Source organism: Collinsella sp. CLA-AP-H1 (assembly GCF_040092945.1).
Lineage (GTDB): Bacteria > Actinomycetota > Coriobacteriia > Coriobacteriales > Coriobacteriaceae > Collinsella.
Genome location: NZ_JBBNKO010000018.1, coordinates 26,664 through 42,054, shown reverse-complemented (window position 1 = coordinate 42,054; position 15,391 = coordinate 26,664). Strand labels below are relative to the sequence as shown.

General features: G+C 58.0%; 10 protein-coding genes and 1 rRNA gene. 7 read left to right on the top strand and 4 right to left on the bottom strand.

Annotated elements, in window-relative coordinates:
• The 4 genes from rrf to uvrB form a co-directional block, all read left to right on the top strand.
• Positions 1 to 107, top strand: a 5S ribosomal RNA gene (rrf, locus tag AAAV44_RS08960); the annotation flags it as partial.
• A gap of 190 nt (positions 108 to 297) precedes the next feature.
• Positions 298 to 939, top strand: a complete 642-nt coding sequence (coaE, locus tag AAAV44_RS08955) for a dephospho-CoA kinase (RefSeq protein ID WP_349115376.1) — start codon at positions 298 to 300, stop codon at positions 937 to 939.
• Positions 932 to 1,513, top strand: coding sequence for a lytic transglycosylase domain-containing protein (locus AAAV44_RS08950; protein ID WP_022093787.1), 582 nt, complete (start codon positions 932 to 934; stop codon positions 1,511 to 1,513). The genes coaE and AAAV44_RS08950 overlap by 8 nt, the downstream gene beginning before the upstream one ends.
• Before the next feature lie 51 nt (positions 1,514 to 1,564).
• Positions 1,565 to 3,805 carry an excinuclease ABC subunit UvrB gene (uvrB, locus tag AAAV44_RS08945; RefSeq protein ID WP_347478629.1) on the top strand — a complete coding sequence of 747 codons (2,241 nt, stop codon included), beginning with the start codon at positions 1,565 to 1,567 and terminating at the stop codon, positions 3,803 to 3,805.
• Between the two features lie 65 nt (positions 3,806 to 3,870).
• Here the strand turns inward: uvrB and AAAV44_RS08940 are convergent, their stop codons facing one another.
• From AAAV44_RS08940 to AAAV44_RS08925, 4 genes are all read right to left on the bottom strand, one after another.
• Positions 3,871 to 5,511, bottom strand: a complete 1,641-nt coding sequence (locus tag AAAV44_RS08940) for an FAD-dependent protein (RefSeq protein ID WP_347478628.1) — start codon at positions 5,509 to 5,511, stop codon at positions 3,871 to 3,873.
• Between the two features lie 80 nt (positions 5,512 to 5,591).
• Positions 5,592 to 6,863 (bottom strand): NAD(P)/FAD-dependent oxidoreductase, encoded by a 1,272-nt coding sequence (locus AAAV44_RS08935; protein ID WP_349115375.1) that lies wholly within the window; start codon positions 6,861 to 6,863, stop codon positions 5,592 to 5,594.
• On the bottom strand, positions 6,864 to 7,694 hold the full coding sequence (locus AAAV44_RS08930) for an Mrp/NBP35 family ATP-binding protein (protein WP_271748698.1): 831 nt from the start codon (positions 7,692 to 7,694) through the stop codon (positions 6,864 to 6,866).
• A gap of 145 nt (positions 7,695 to 7,839) precedes the next feature.
• Positions 7,840 to 9,993: an LTA synthase family protein gene (locus AAAV44_RS08925; protein WP_349115374.1), complete on the bottom strand. Its 2,154-nt coding sequence runs from the start codon at positions 9,991 to 9,993 to the stop codon at positions 7,840 to 7,842.
• A gap of 193 nt (positions 9,994 to 10,186) precedes the next feature.
• Here AAAV44_RS08925 and uvrA point away from each other — a divergent pair, with 193 nt between their 5' ends.
• The 3 genes from uvrA to murJ all read left to right on the top strand — a co-directional run bounded on the left by uvrA (position 10,187) and on the right by murJ (position 15,385).
• A complete protein-coding gene (gene uvrA, locus AAAV44_RS08920; protein ID WP_349115373.1) occupies positions 10,187 to 13,066 on the top strand; it encodes an excinuclease ABC subunit UvrA in 2,880 nt (959 codons plus the stop codon).
• A 132-nt stretch (positions 13,067 to 13,198) separates the two neighbouring features.
• Positions 13,199 to 13,699: a Cys-tRNA(Pro) deacylase gene (gene ybaK, locus AAAV44_RS08915; protein ID WP_349115372.1), complete on the top strand. Its 501-nt coding sequence runs from the start codon at positions 13,199 to 13,201 to the stop codon at positions 13,697 to 13,699.
• Positions 13,700 to 13,804: 105 nt separating this feature from the next.
• Positions 13,805 to 15,385, top strand: a complete 1,581-nt coding sequence (murJ, locus tag AAAV44_RS08910; RefSeq protein ID WP_117848727.1) for a murein biosynthesis integral membrane protein MurJ — start codon at positions 13,805 to 13,807, stop codon at positions 15,383 to 15,385.
• The last annotated feature ends 6 nt before the right edge of the window (positions 15,386 to 15,391 follow it).

Here is a 15,391-nt window from a genome sequence, read left to right as displayed (position 1 = left end):
CAGAGCATGGGGGGCACGCCCGGTCCCGTTCCGAACCCGGAAGCTAAGCCCCATCGCGCCGAGAGTACTGCGGGGTCAGCCCGTGGGAGGCCAGGGCGCCGCTGACCGGTGGACGGCACCGAGCCGTACGCTTGAACTGAGAAGGGGGAGGCCTCGCGGCCTCCCCCTTTTTGCGTATATACACGTTGTACTTCGGGATTTAGCTTCCCCGTATGCGCTCTTACTGTTTGGCTGTATTTTGAGTCCTTCTAGTGTATTTGAGCGATAATTACTCGCATTGGCGTTAGGGAGGGCTTGATGTTTACCGTATTTGTCTTGGGCAATATTGCTTCGGGTAAGTCGACTGCCTGCCGCTATTTCGAATCTCGTGGCGCTATGCTTATCGATCTGGATGAGCTTGCAAAATCTCTGTATGTGCCGGGCTCTGATATCGTCAATACTCTCGCGGATGAATTCGGTTGGGACATTTTGGATGAGGAGCGCGGCATTCGCCGCAGCATCCTCGCTTCTCGAGCTTTCGCTTCTCCTGATTCGGTCGCACGACTCAATGGCATCGTGCATCCCGTTCTGATTGAACAGCTTTCGCTTAGGATTCTCGATCCGGTTTGTTGTACGGTTTCATCTCCCCGTTACCCCTTTGCGGTGGTCGAGGTTTCTGCTCCGACTGGTTTTGAGGATGCATTTGGCTTGGCTGATGAAATTCTGGTCATTAGCGCCCCTTTGTCAGTTCGTCGCGAGCGCGCTATTCAACGTGGCATGGAGCCATCTGATTTCGATGCCCGTTCTGCTTGTCAGCCCGATGAGTCTGCGCTGTGCAATCTCGCTACAACTGTGATTGACAATGCGGCAGACGATAACTCGCTCTTTGAACAACTGGACGCATGGCTTTCGCGCCATGGGTTCGGGGGTGTAGTGGATAAGGAGGAGGCCGATGCCTAAGACACGTTTCCTTACGTGGTATCGCCTTATACCGCTGGCTGCCGTTTTTGCCTTCGGCCTTATCTCATTCGTTTACTCGTATGCTCCTGCCGCTTTCTTTAAGCCGCTGTATCCGATTGACTACGAGGCGTATGTAAAGCAATCCAGTATTTCGCATAATCTTGATCCGTATCTGGTGTGCGCTGTCATTAAGTCTGAATCGAATTGGGATCCCGAGGCCGAGTCGAATCAGGGTGCTCAGGGATTGATGCAGCTGATGCCCGAGACTGCCCAGGATATGATCGCCAAGGGCCTTGTCGACGGTGGCGAGTATTCGGCCGACAACCTTAACGATCCGGCTACGAATATCGAGTTTGGCTGTGCGTATCTCTCGTATCTTCTAGCGTATTTTAACGGGTCGACTGACAGTGCCATTGCCGCCTATAACGCCGGCATGGGCAATGTCGACGGATGGGCGCAGCAGAGTACGTCGCTTCATAATGCAATCACTTTTCCCGAGACGCAGGCGTATCTGATTCGTGTCAATAATGCCTGGGTTCGCTACAAGACCCTCTATCCCGATCGGTTCGTATAGGACTATGCCTGCCGCCTGCGTATACTGCAGATATATGAGTTAGGAGTATCCATGGCGGAATTTGAAGTAGAACGCGTTGGTGGTGAACTTAAGCGCTTTGGCGTTGAAGGCTCTGACGTGCCGTTTAAGGTCGTGTCTCCCTATGAGCCTGCCGGTTCCCAGCCTAAGGCCATTGAGTCGCTTGTGCAGGGCGTGAGGGACGGAGACCGCTATCAGGTTTTGCTGGGCGTGACTGGTTCGGGCAAGACCTTCACGATGGCAAAGACTATTGAGGCCCTGGGAAAGCCGACGCTGGTCATGGCTCCGAATAAAACGCTCGCCGCTCAGCTTGCGAGCGAGCTCAAAGAGTTCTTTCCCAACAACGCTGTGGTCTACTTCGTCTCGTACTACGACTACTATCAGCCCGAGGCGTATGTGCCGCAAAGCGATACATATATCGAGAAAGACTCCTCGATTAACGAAGAGGTTGAGATGCTGCGACATCAGGCGACCGCATCGCTGCTCTCTCGACGCGATGTGATCGTTGTCGCATCGGTCTCGTGTATCTATGGCATTGGCTCTCCTGAGGACTATGCGGGTCTGGCTCCAAACGTCGACAAGAAGGTGCCGCTCGAGCGCGATGACTTTATCCATGCACTTATCGACATTCAATATGATCGCAATGACTATGACCTGGCACGCGGCACGTTCCGCGTGCGCGGCGATGTTGTCGACGTGTATCCGCCTTATGCCGAGCATCCGTTGCGGTTTGAGTTCTTTGGCGACGAGGTCGAGCTGATTGCCGAGATCGATGAGGTCACCGGTGAGATGCTTCGTGAGTACGAGGCCATCCCCGTATGGCCGGCATCGCACTACGTGACCGAGAAGCCGAAGGTCAAGGCGGCTCTGAAATCGATCAGCGAAGAGTGCGAGAAGCGCGTGGCGGAGCTCAAGGCGACCGACAAGTTGCTCGAGGCGCAGCGTCTGCAGCAGCGCACCGATTATGATCTTGAGATGCTCGAGACGATGGGCTTTTGCAACGGCATCGAGAACTACTCGCGTCATCTGGACGGTCGCAAGCCGGGTGAGCCGCCGTTTACCCTAATCGATTACTTTCCCAAGGATATGCTCTGCATCATCGATGAGAGCCATGTGACGGTGCCGCAGATTCGCGGCATGCACGAAGGTGACCGCTCGCGTAAGGTGACGCTGGTGGAACACGGTTTTCGCCTGCCCTCGGCGCTCGATAACCGCCCGCTTCGTTTCGATGAGTTTGAGGCAAGGATACCCCAGTTTATCTATGTTTCGGCCACGCCGGGCGATTACGAGCTGCGGGTTAGCCAGAACGACGTTGAGCAGATTATTCGTCCGACCGGTCTGCTCGATCCCAAGATCGATGTGCGTCCGGTTCGCGGTCAGATTGACGATCTTGAGGACGAGATTCGCGAGCGCGTTGCCCGCAAGGAGCGCGTGCTGGTGACCACGTTGACCAAGCGCATGGCCGAGGACCTGACCGACCATCTGCTTGATGCGGGCATTAAGGTCAATTACATGCATTCTGATACGGCGACAATGGACCGTGTCGAGATCCTGCGAACGCTGCGCGAGGGCAAGATCGATGTTCTCGTTGGCATCAACCTGCTTCGCGAGGGCTTGGATCTTCCCGAGGTCTCACTGGTGGCAATTCTCGATGCCGATAAGGAAGGCTTCTTGCGCAACCGCCGTTCGCTGATTCAGACGATTGGTCGTGCGGCCCGTAATGCCGACGGCGAAGTCATTATGTACGCGGACGTCGTGACCGATTCGATGAGAGAGGCAATCGACGAGACGCAGCGCCGACGCGAGATCCAGATGGCCTATAACGAAGAGCACGGCATTGTGCCCAAGACGGTTCGCAAGGCCATCAATGACATCTCGAGCTTCATTGCCGAGGCGGAGAAAACCGTTGGCTCCAAGGGGCGTTCGAAGGGCGATTCGTTGGGCCACGGCGCATTCTATACGCCCGATGAAAACGGCGAGGGCGCTGCGCCGGAGACGGTGTCGTCCGAGCAGACGCTTGCCGGGCAGCTCGAGGAACTGCCACATGATGAACTTGTGCGGATCGTCGAAACCATGGAAGAGGATATGCGCAACGCTTCTGCCGCCATGGACTTTGAGGAGGCGGCGCGCCTGCGCGATGCCGTCGTTCAGATTCGGGCGATGCTCGAGGGTGCGTCTGAGGACGAGACGATCGAGCGCTTACGTTCGCAGGCCCGCAAGGGTTCCACGTTCGCATCGGGCAGAAAACGCCAGGGTGCACGGTTTAAGAAATAGCGAACAGGCCCCGAGTTCCCTGTGGAGCTTGGGGCCTGTGTCTTTTGCGCGCTGGAATTCGTGCGTTAGAGGTCTGCGATCAGGGCTTCGGCACAACGGATGCCGTCGGTGGCCGCGCTCATGATGCCGCCGGCATATCCAGCTCCCTCACCACAAGGGTAGAGGCCCGGGGTCGACACGGCATGGCACGTTCGGTCTCGGGTGACAGTGACCGGTGAGCTTGAACGAGTCTCCACGCCGGTAAGAACGGCATCGGGGCGGTCGTAGCCTCGTAGCTTTTTTCCGAGTAGGGGAAGTCCCAGGCGGAGCGACTCGACGATATGCTGCGGCAGGGCTTCGTCAATTGTCGTCCAGGTCACACCGAGCGGATAGGTGGGCTTTACCTTTCCGGGCGCCTTGCTGACGCGTCCTGCGAGGAAATCTCCGACGAGTTGTGCTGGTGCGTTCCAGTTGGAACCGCCCAGGCGATAGGCGGCCGCCTCGCAGGCACGCTGGAGCTCGATGCCGGCGAGCGGGTCATCGTTGGGAAGGTCCTCAGGCGTGACGTTAACGAGCAGGGCGGCGTTTGCGTTGCGTCCGTCGCGGGCATTGAGGCTGGCGCCGTTGACGCACAGGTGGCCCTGCTCGGAAGAGGCGGCGACAACCTGCCCGCCGGGGCACATGCAAAACGAGAACACGCTGCGGCCGTTGGGAAGATGGGCGACGAGCTTGTAGGGGGCTGCTCCGAGGGCAGGATGCCCCGCCGAGGCTCCATATTGGGCTCGGTCGATGTCGCGCTGCGGATGCTCGATGCGAACGCCCATGGCAAAGGTCTTTTGTGCGAGGGCCACGTTGTGGTCCTTAAGGAGCTCAAAAATATCGCGAGCAGAATGCCCGCAGGCGAGGATGAGGTGCTTTGTCTCGATTGGCTCGCAAGCGGCGTCTTGGGACGATTGGACATCAATACCGGTAATGGCGCCAGACGCGTCGATGTGAATGTCGACGAGCTTTGTTCGATAACGGACGACACCTCCGAGCTGCTCGATGCGCTGGGATATAGCGGTGACAACCGTGGGAAGGATGTCGGAGCCAATGTGCGGCTTGGCATCCCACAGAATATCGCGGGGCGCGCCCGCCTCGACGAAGGTTTCGAGGATAAGGCGATGGGCGGGATTTTTGGTTCCCGTATTGAGCTTGCCGTCCGAGAAGGTCCCCGCGCCGCCCAGGCCAAACTGGATATTGCTCTCGGGGTCGAGGATGCGCTCCTTTAGAAAGAGATCGATCGCATGCGAGCGGCGAAATGCTGGGTCGCCGCGCTCGATGAGCAAGGGCTTAAGACCCGCTTCGGCAAGGGTGAGCGCAGCGAAAAGGCCAGCGCATCCGGCGCCGACAACGACGGGGCGCTCTTTGGATGCGTCGGAGACGGGGGAGGGGAATGAAGACCCATCGTCTTCTATCGCGCGTACGCGCGAGCGGTCACGTTCGGAAACGCTGTCGACCGCTTCTCGCTCGAGGTGGGGACTGGTCAGCTCAACACGAAAGCTCAGGATAAAATGGACGTCTCGTTTTTTGCGAGCGTCGATTGACTTGCGGTGGAGCTCGATGGACTTGATCTCGGAGTCCTTGCAACGTAGGACGCGCTTGGCGACTCGCTTGCCAACAATGAGGCAGGCATTTTCATCGCCGGCTTCATCGAGCGAAGCGTTGACTTGGGTGATTTCGATCATCGAGGTCTCCTTAGAGGCAAGAAAGAGGCCGTCCGGTATCCCAGACGGCCCGAATGCGTTTTTGATTATAGACTGCGCGGCTACAGGCTGCTTGCAGCGCGAATGCCCGAGAGCCAGGCCCACGCAAGGTTAAAGCCTCCACAATCGGCGTCGATGTCGAGCGCTTCGCCGCAGACGTAAAGCGGGGCGTCGACAGCGCTGCTCGCGCGTAGACTGGGTGTTGAGATGCTCTCGACAGATACGCCACCACGCGTGACCTGCGCCGAGCGCTCCTCGGCTGTTCCCTCGACGAGCAACTTAAAGTGCTTGAGGATCGAGACCAGGTGGATGACATCGTTGGAGCCTGGATGGCACTGCTCGAACGCTGTGCAGACGACGCGGGAGAGTTGCGGGGCGAGCATGCCGTCGAGCCAACGGGGATCGCGGGGCGAAAAGCCGCCGAGCAGCTCAACGCGCCGGTTGAGCATATCGAGCAGCTCGTCTTTGGAGAGGTCGGGGAAAACGTCGAGCAGGATCGTATCGCCGTGCTGGATACGACGGGAGAGGTTGAAGACAGCGACGCCCGAGATACCGAAGGTTCGAAACAGGACTTCACCGTCTTCGTGCCAGAGCTCATTATGATTGCGGGCGAGCGTCAAGCGGGCGCGGACGCGCAGGCCATCCAACGTCTTGAGTGCCGCCCGATCGCCGACGACCGTTGCCGATACGGGGCAGAGGATGGGGCGCAGCGAAGTGAGGGGGAGGCGAAACGTATCGGCGATACCAGTGGGGTTACCACCCGTGGCGATAATTACGGCATGTGCCTGCAGGGCCTCGTTCTTGCGAGGGACATCGGCGAGCGCTTTCCGAAGCGAGCGGAGCTCCGATTTTCGGTCGTCGTGCTTTTTTGCCTTGAGTGCCCGCGCTGGACGGTCTATTTGGAGTGTCCAGCCTTCGGAAGCTTTGTGCGCCGAGGCAACGTTGGCTCCGCAGATTAAGGTGATACCTAGGCGGTCGCAAACGTTGAGAAGCGCGTCGCGCACCGATTCGGCGCGAAGGGAGCGCGGGTACAGTCGGCCTTCCTCGGAGGTTGTCATGATGCCCAGCGAGGAGAAGAAACCCATAAGCTCTTGTTCGGGCCGGGGGCCCATAACGGATTCAACGAATGCGGGGTGGTTATACCGCTGTGGATCAATCGATTCGTTGGAGAGGTTGCAGCGGCCGTTGCCGGTCGCAAGGAGCTTAAGGCCGCAGGCGACATCGCGCTCAACGATGCAGACGCTTTTGCCAGCTCGTGCGGCCGTAATGGCGGCGGCGAGGCCTGAAGCCCCGCCGCCGATTACCAGGACGTCATAGAAGGCGCTCGCGTTCACTTAGGCCTCGTCGGTCTCGTGCGGGGTAATGGCCTCGACGGCAGAGACTGCCTTGGGCAACATGCCATCGGGCAGTGCGGTCTCGACCTCGCCCTTATCGCAGGCCTCGGCGAGTGCCGGATTAATGGGAAGCTGGCCCAAGATGTCGAGGTTATAGCGCTCTGCGACCTCGGGGAGCTTGCTCTTGCCAAAGACCTCGATCTTCTTGCCGCAGTCGGGGCACTCAATATAGCTCATGTTCTCGACAATGCCCAGAATGGGGACGTTCATCTTCTCGGCCATGTTGACCGCCTTGGCGACGATCATCGAGACCAGATCCTGCGGGCTCGTGACGATGACGATGCCGTCGACGGGCAGTGACTGGAAGACGGTGAGAGCGACGTCGCCTGTTCCCGGAGGCATGTCGACCAGCAGGTAGTCGATGGGGCCCCATGAGGTCTCGCTCCAGAACTGCCTAATGGCGCCTGCGATGACCGGACCGCGCCAAAGGACGGGGTCGGTCTCGTTTTGGAGCAGAAGGTTGGAGCTCATGACCTTGACGCCGCGCTCGGAGATTTCAGGCAGCATGAGGTTGCCAAGGGCATGGACGTGGCGTCCGCTCATACCGAACATCTTGGGGATAGAGGGACCGGTGATGTCGGCATCGAGGACGCCGACCTTGTGGCCGTGACGGGCAAGCTCGGTGGCGATGGCACCGGTGACAAACGACTTGCCGACACCGCCCTTGCCGGAAAGCACGGCGATGACGCGTTTGACCTCGGACAGCGTATTCTCCTCAAATTGCGACGGCGACGTTTGTCCGCCGGCGGCCTGTGCGTGCTCGCAACCCATGTATGACTCCTTTGTATATGTTGGGGCCGGGGCCCCGTGATGTGACACGAGCGTCATTGTACCCTCGTTTGCGAGCGGGAGTCATTTACGATGCATTTGGGCCGAGCGTGCTTGCAATACGATGGGTCCAAGCGAATGGGCGGGCTTACTGAACTTTGCTGGCGAACTCGAGGTATTGCATGCGCTGCAGCTTGTCGATCGTCGAGGCGTATGGGCTGTCTTCAGATTCCAAGTCGTAGCGCAGCCCGTCGGCACCAAGGTAGCCGGCGACATTGATGGTGGGCACATCTGACCTTGTTGCAAGCAGAGCCTTTTGATAGTCGGTGAGCGGGGCGCCGATCTTATTAAGGGTAATGGCTGCAACCTCGTTTGCCCCGACGGTGTCGTAGACGTTGAGCTCGGTATTGCCGGCGATTTCATAGTTAGCCCAGACGAAATATGTCGACTGATAGATACGGAAAGCGTGGCTTGCCGTATCTTCCTGAGGGTACAGCTCGTCGTTGAGAGTCGTTGCGGCGCTCGGCTGATGGTCGCCAAAAAAGACAAGGACAACCGGTCTGCCGATATTGCGGAGCTCGTTGATAAAGTACTCGAGGTCCCGGTCGGATGCGTTGATGCAGGTAAGATAGGTGTTGAGCGCGCTATTGGCGCCCTCGCTGGCTCCCTCGACCCAATAGTTTGTCAGCTCCTCGGCGGGAACGGTGCCATAGTCGTAGCCGCCGTGATTTTGCATCGTGACGTCAAAGATGAACTGCGGGGCTTCGTCGGTTCTAAGCAGGTCGAGTATCTTGTCGTAGGTGGCGTAGTCGCATACGCCGGCATGGTAACAGGGCGCACCTTCGAAATCGCCGATTGAAAGAAAGTCTCCAAAGCCCAGCTGCTGATAGATTTTATCTCGATGGTAGTTGACGGGGTTTTGCGGGTGCATAGCGGTAGCGGTATACCCAAGCTCCTTAAGGTCCTTTGCCAGGCTGTTGACGCCATTCATCTGATACAGCTGATAGGGGATTTTGCCTAATCCGACAAAGGCCGTTGTCGCTCCGGTCAAAAATTCGAATTCGGAGTTCGCCGTTCCGCCACCGGCGACCGAAGCGAGCATGGTGCCGCGAACAAGTGTGTCGGGAAGCGAGTTGTAGAATGCGGGACCGGTGTACCCGGCCGCCTGGAGCTGCTCAAAGCACGAAAGGTCGCTAAAACTCTCATTCATGACGGCAACAATCGTCGGCTTGATTTCATTGAACTGGGCAACGGCCGCCGCGCGCTGCTCGCTCGAGCCATACGTGCTGTCGTAGGTGGCGGCGAGCTCCTGCTCGATGCTCTGCGCCTCATCGGGCGTATAGTCTTCGGGCTTCTCAATGGGCAACTCGTTGACCATTTCGGTGAACGAAGTGATAAAACCCTGAGACGCATACGTGGTGATGGGCTGCCAACGGTCAAATCCAAAATTCAGCGCCTGCTCCAAGTCGATGCTGGAAAAGCCCGAGAGCCCCACAACGGTCACTAGCAGAAAAGCGCAGAGGTTAGCGGCGATTGCGGGGAAGACATGGGTGGGCGTACGGAGCTTTCTCGGTCGGATAAGCGAAAGAAGCCCTAGGGAAATCTCCAGCAGGGCTAGAGAGGTTACGATTCCGGCGGTAAAGGTAAACTCGTATCCCTCGCTCACTTCCATTGCGGTGCCAAGGGCCAAGATATCGCTTGGCAGGATGGCCTCGCCTTTAAACGTTATGACGAAGTGCTCGGCAATGCCAAGGATGCAACAGGCGACGGGCACGAGGGCCATGACGCCTCCATGACGCTGTCCCAGCAAATAAAGGGAGAGCAGAACCGTCGCGAGCAGCCCGACGGAAAACCCGAATGAGTTGGCGGGAATGCGATAGAACGTTTCGTTACAGGCAATTTCGAGTGAAACGAACGAGAGCGCTGAAACAGCGGCGATGACAAGGATGTCACGGCAAATACAGGCAACCGTTCCCGTCGCAAGATCGGTTTGGTCGATAAGTCCCGAAACCAAGGGCTCGACAAGAAGTATGACGGCGGTAGCACCGAGCGCCGAATAAGAAAGGACCCATAGGGAATTGTCCTCATTTACGAGCAATTGATTCGTAATCCATGCAGCTACCATGCCGAGCGGGATGAGGAGCGTCGCGCACCAAAAGACGCGGGCAATGGGCGGCTTTTCATTGTGTTTGATTGAAAAATATACGCGCACCACGACGATGGCCACGATAAGGACGGCGATGAATATGGGCAGATTGGCCATGTCGCTCGAAGTGATTTCAAGGGGGATATCTTCGGTCATGGACGTTCCTCTGTTACGGCAAATTAAGTTCAGTATTAGATTACTGTAACCTTTCCACGGCATTTCGAGAAACAAAGCGCCCGATACGCAAAGCTAAAGGTCTGCGAATCTTGTATTACGAACATCTGTGCGCGTCGAGTGCGCTAAACTCATCGGCAGTATGATTCGATGCAATAGGAGGCAAGGAGCTTCCATGTCTGATTCTTCTATCGTTATTCGCGGCGCTCGTGAGCACAACCTCCGTGATATCGATGTTTCCATTCCGCGTGACCAACTCGTGGTCATTACCGGTCTTTCTGGCTCGGGCAAGAGTTCGCTGGCATTTGACACTATCTATGCCGAGGGCCAGCGTCGATACGTCGAGAGTCTTTCGAGCTATGCGCGCCAGTTCTTGGGCCAGATGGACAAACCCGACTTGGATTCAATCGACGGCCTTTCGCCGGCGGTGTCGATCGACCAAAAGACGACGTCTAAAAACCCTCGCTCGACGGTTGGCACCGTAACCGAGATTTATGACTATCTGCGCCTGCTGTTCGCCCGTGTGGGCACCCCGCACTGTCCCGAATGCGGCCGCGTCATTGAGCGCCAGACGACCGACCAGGTTGCCGACAAGGTCTTGGCGGCGGGGGAGGGCCGCCGCGCGTTTGTGCTGGCACCGGTGGTGCGCGGGCGAAAAGGCGAGTACACCAAACTGTTTGAGGACCTTCGCGCCGAGGGCTTTAGCCGCGTGCGCGTTGACGGCGAAGTGCGCTCGCTCGATGATCCGATCGATCTGGACAAGAAGTTCAAACACGATATCGAGGTCGTAGTCGACCGCATCGTGATCCGTGAGAATTCTCTGGGCCGTATCGCCGAGTCTGTTGAACAGGCGACTGCCTTGGCGCACGGTAATGTGAACGTATACATGCTGCCCGATCGCGATGCTCCCGAGGGGACCGAGGGCGAGCTACTGGAGTATTCGTTGGCTCTGGCATGCCCGGAGCACGGGCACTCCATCGACGACCTACAACCCCGCGACTTTTCGTTCAACGCTCCCTATGGCGCATGTCCTGAGTGCGACGGCCTGGGCTTTAAGAAAACCGTTGATGCCGAGGCGCTGATTGAGGATCCCTCGAAGTCCATTGCCGACGGAGTCTTTGGTAGCCTGTTTGGCAATTCGAACTACTATCCGCAGATTTTTGCTGCGGTCTGCAAACACTTTAAGGTGAGCGCCGATACGCCGTGGGGGGACTTGCCCCCTCGCGTGCGTCGTGCGTTTTTGGATGGCATGGGCGACACGAAGATTTCGGTCGACTATCAAAAGCTCGATGGGCGTCGCAGCCAGTGGGATACCAAGTTTTCGGGCGTTCGCAACATCCTGTACGAACGCTATACCGAGACGACGAACGAGAACACCAAGGCGCGCCTGGAGAAGTACATTCGCGAGGAGCCGTGCTCGAGCTGTCACGGTGCTCGCCTGCGTCCCGAGATGCTTGCCGTCACCGTGGGCGGCAAGTCCATTTACGAGGTTTGTTGCCTGTCGTGCCGTGAATCGCTCGAGTTTTTTGAGGGCCTGGAACTCACCGAGCGCCAACAGTTTATCGGCGGCCGTATCGTCAAGGAAATCCTGGAGCGCTTGCGTTTTCTGGTCGATGTTGGACTCGACTATCTGACGCTCGATCGTGCCTCGGCGACGCTTTCCGGTGGCGAGGCGCAGCGTATTCGACTGGCAACGCAGATCGGCGCGGGTCTCATGGGCGTGCTCTATATTCTGGACGAGCCCTCGATCGGTCTTCATCAGCGTGACAACGAGCGCCTGATTAAGACGCTCGAGCGCCTGCGCGATATCGGCAATACCGTTATCGTTGTCGAACACGACGAGGATACAATCCGTGCCGCCGACTACGTGATCGACATGGGGCCCGGCGCCGGTGTCAACGGCGGGCACGTAGTCGCGGCGGGAACGCCTGCTGATATCATGGCGTGTCCTGAGTCGATGACGGGCGCTTACCTGACCGGCAAACGAATGATTCGGGTGCCTGATGAACGGCGCAAGCCCGGTCGCGGCTGCCTTAAAATTACGGGCGCTCGAGCCAACAACCTCAAAAACGTTACTGCCAAGATCGAGTTTGGTACGCTTACGGTTGTTACCGGCGTGTCGGGATCGGGCAAGAGCTCCCTGGTTACCGACACCATTGCGCCTGCCCTTACGAATGCCATTCACCGCTCGACGCGCCCTGTGGGTCCGTATAAGAAAATCGAGGGCATTGAGTGTATCGATAAGGTTATCGATATCGACCAGTCGCCGATTGGCCGTACGCCGCGTTCCAACCCTGCTACCTATATCGGCCTGTGGGATGATCTTCGCGCACTGTTTGCGAGTACGCCGGAGTCGAAGGCGCGCGGCTACTCGCCGGGTCGTTTCTCCTTTAATGTGAGTGGCGGGCGCTGTGAGGCGTGCAAGGGCGACGGGCAGATCAAGATCGAGATGCACTTCCTTCCCGATATCTACGTTCCCTGCGAAGTTTGCGGCGGTAAACGCTACAACCGCGAGACACTCGAGGTCACCTACCGTGGCAAGACCATCTCGGACGTGCTCGACATGAGCGTCACCGAGGCGCTGGCCTTCTTTGGGAATATCCCGCAGATTAAGCGCAAGCTCCAGACGCTGTACGATGTAGGCTTAGGCTACGTGAGCCTGGGCCAGCCCGCCACGACGCTCTCGGGCGGCGAGGCGCAGCGTGTGAAGCTCGCCAAGGAGCTTCATCGACGCCAGACGGGCAAGACGTTCTATATTTTGGACGAGCCGACGACCGGTCTTCATTTTGAGGACGTCCGCCAGCTGCTCGATGTGCTGCAGCGTTTGGTCGATGCGGGCAACACGGTGCTGGTGATTGAGCACAACCTTGATGTCATCAAGGTTGCCGACCGCCTGATCGATATGGGTCCCGAGGGCGGTAACGGCGGCGGAACCGTCGTGGTTTCGGGCACACCGGAGCAGGTTGCGGACTGTCCGCAGAGTTATACGGGCAAGTTTTTGGCGCCGTTGCTCAGGCGTGACCGGGAGCGTCAGGCTCAACTTGATGCTCAATAAATAGGCGATTCAGTTTATGGGCGCCATCGACTCCTTGTGATTCGATGGCGCTTGCTGTGCCGAAGTGACGTATGCAGCCGAATTGGACATATACTTAATCCTTGCGTCCGAATGCGAGGGAAAGGATATGTCATGGCAAAGGCTGTAAAGACGCCAAAAACCAATGCGATGCGCGAGCTGGAAAGCGCCGGCATTTCCTATGTTCTACATACGTACGAAGACGATGGTGATGAGTCGGTGGGCCTGGGTGTCGCGATTTCGGAGCAGCTTGGCGAGGAGCCCGGTCAAGGATTTAAGACTTTGGTCTGCGTGACACCGTCCAACGACTATGTCGTGTGCTGTATCCCTGTTGCCGACGAGCTCGATCTAAAGTCCGCCGCGCGTGCCGCGGGGGAGAAGTCCTTGGCCATGATGCATGTGAAGGATTTGCTTGCGGCGACTGGCTACGTTCGCGGCGGCTGCAGCCCGGTCGGTATGAAAAAACGCTGCCGGACGCTCATTGATGAGACATGTGTCCTTTGGGATACCATTTTTATTTCGGGAGGCAAGCGTGGTTATCAGCTCGAGCTTGCACCCGATGATTTAATTGCATTTTGCGGGGCGACGGTTGCCGCGATTACGAGAGAGGACTGAGCGATGCCGCAGGAAGAATTGAAGCGCGGAGCTCATTTTGCAAAAGAATCTGCGCCTCAGACACCCTCATCCGAAGCTTCTTCGTCGCGAGATGACACTGACGACATGGGCTCGTCGGACTACTCCACGGTTGGTCGTTCCGCCGGGCTTATGACCATCCTGACCATCGTGTCTCGCGTCACCGGTTTTATCCGCACGTGGGCAATGGCGGCCGCTATCGGCATGTCGCTACTCTCGTCCTCCTATCAGGTCGCCAACAACCTGCCCAATATGCTCTACGAACTCGTGATGGGCGGCATGCTCGTGACGGCGTTTTTGCCCGTGTACATGGGCGTGAGGCGTGAGCAGGGTCGCGAGGCCTCGAACGAGTACGTGGGCAACCTGCTCGGCATTCTGCTTTTGGTGCTGGGTGGCATTTCGTTGCTGGGGACCGTGTTCGCCCCGGGCTTTATCTGGACGCAATCGTTCCTTTCGGGTGACGGCGGCAGCATGGATACCGCTGCGTTCATGTTCCGTTTCTTTGCCATCCAGATTCTGTTTTATGGTTTGGGCTCGGTGTTCTCGGGCGTTCTCAACGCACACCGCGACTACTTCTGGTCGACGTTTGCCCCGGTCCTCAACAATGTGATCGTCATTGCGAGCTTTATGGGTTTTGCGCCCGTGTCCGCACAGTTTGGCGAACGTGCCGGCATCATCTTGATTGCGGCCGGTACGACCCTCGGTGTCTTTGTTCAGATGGCATGTCAGATTCCCGCGCTTGGCAAGCACGGCGTGCATCCCCATATCCATATCGACTTTAAGGACCCCGCGCTGCGCCAGACGATTGCGCTCGGTATCCCGACGCTGCTCGCCACGGTGTGCATGTTTGTCTCGACTTCTATCACCAACGCTGCCGCGCTGGTGGTCCAGCCCGAGACGGGTCCTTCCGTCATCGCCTATGCGCGCCTGTGGTACACGCTGCCCTACGCGCTGATTGCCGCCTCGCTTTCGACGGCGCTCTATACCGAGCTCTCTCATGACGCACAGGAGAAGGATTACGACAGCGTTCGCACGGGCATTTCGCGTGGCGTCGCCCAGATGCTGTTCTTCCTGATTCCGTTCGCACTGTACCTGATTGTCTTCGCACGTCCGCTCAATATGATCTACTGTGCTGGCAAGTTCGATGAATCCGGCGTGGCGCTGGTGTCCGAGTACCTTGTCTACCTGGCGCTCTCGCTGCCGCTCTACGGCGTGGTCGTGTTGATGCAGAAGAGCTTCTCTGCCTTGCTCGACATGAAGCCCTATAGCCGCTATTGCCTGTATTCCGCCATCGGCCAGGCCGGCTCGGTTCTGCTGTTTGGCGTTGTGCTGGGCTTCGGTATGCCGGCAATCGCGCTTTCGTATGTCGTCGACTACGTGATCTTGGTCGGCTGTTCGCTGTGGTGGCTGCGTCGTCGCCTGCGTGGCCTTCAGGTCAAATCTATCCTACATGGCGGTTTCTTTGGCCTTTTGCTCGGTGGCCTAGGTGCTGCCGCAGGCGCCGGCGTCATGTGGGCGCTTGAACACTTTGTCGGGGCACTTGGCGGCTCGATTCTGATTACTCTTGGCTACGTTTGCGTTGCGGGTGTCGCCTCGCTTGTTGTTACCTTTGGCCTTGCCGTCGTCCTTAAGATGCCCGAGGTCTCGGCGCTGCTTCGTCGCAAGTAGGTGCGC

Coding starts and splice junctions, on each gene's coding strand:
- uvrB (WP_347478629.1), top strand. CDS start 1,565: ATGGCGGAATTTGAAGTAGAACGCGTTGGTGGTGAACTTAAGCGCTTT.
- murJ (WP_117848727.1), top strand. CDS start 13,805: ATGGGCTCGTCGGACTACTCCACGGTTGGTCGTTCCGCCGGGCTTATG.
- uvrA (WP_349115373.1), top strand. CDS start 10,187: ATGTCTGATTCTTCTATCGTTATTCGCGGCGCTCGTGAGCACAACCTC.
- ybaK (WP_349115372.1), top strand. CDS start 13,199: ATGGCAAAGGCTGTAAAGACGCCAAAAACCAATGCGATGCGCGAGCTG.
- AAAV44_RS08940 (WP_347478628.1), bottom strand. CDS start 5,511: ATGATCGAAATCACCCAAGTCAACGCTTCGCTCGATGAAGCCGGCGAT.
- AAAV44_RS08930 (WP_271748698.1), bottom strand. CDS start 7,694: ATGGGTTGCGAGCACGCACAGGCCGCCGGCGGACAAACGTCGCCGTCG.
- AAAV44_RS08950 (WP_022093787.1), top strand. CDS start 932: ATGCCTAAGACACGTTTCCTTACGTGGTATCGCCTTATACCGCTGGCT.
- AAAV44_RS08925 (WP_349115374.1), bottom strand. CDS start 9,993: ATGACCGAAGATATCCCCCTTGAAATCACTTCGAGCGACATGGCCAAT.
- coaE (WP_349115376.1), top strand. CDS start 298: ATGTTTACCGTATTTGTCTTGGGCAATATTGCTTCGGGTAAGTCGACT.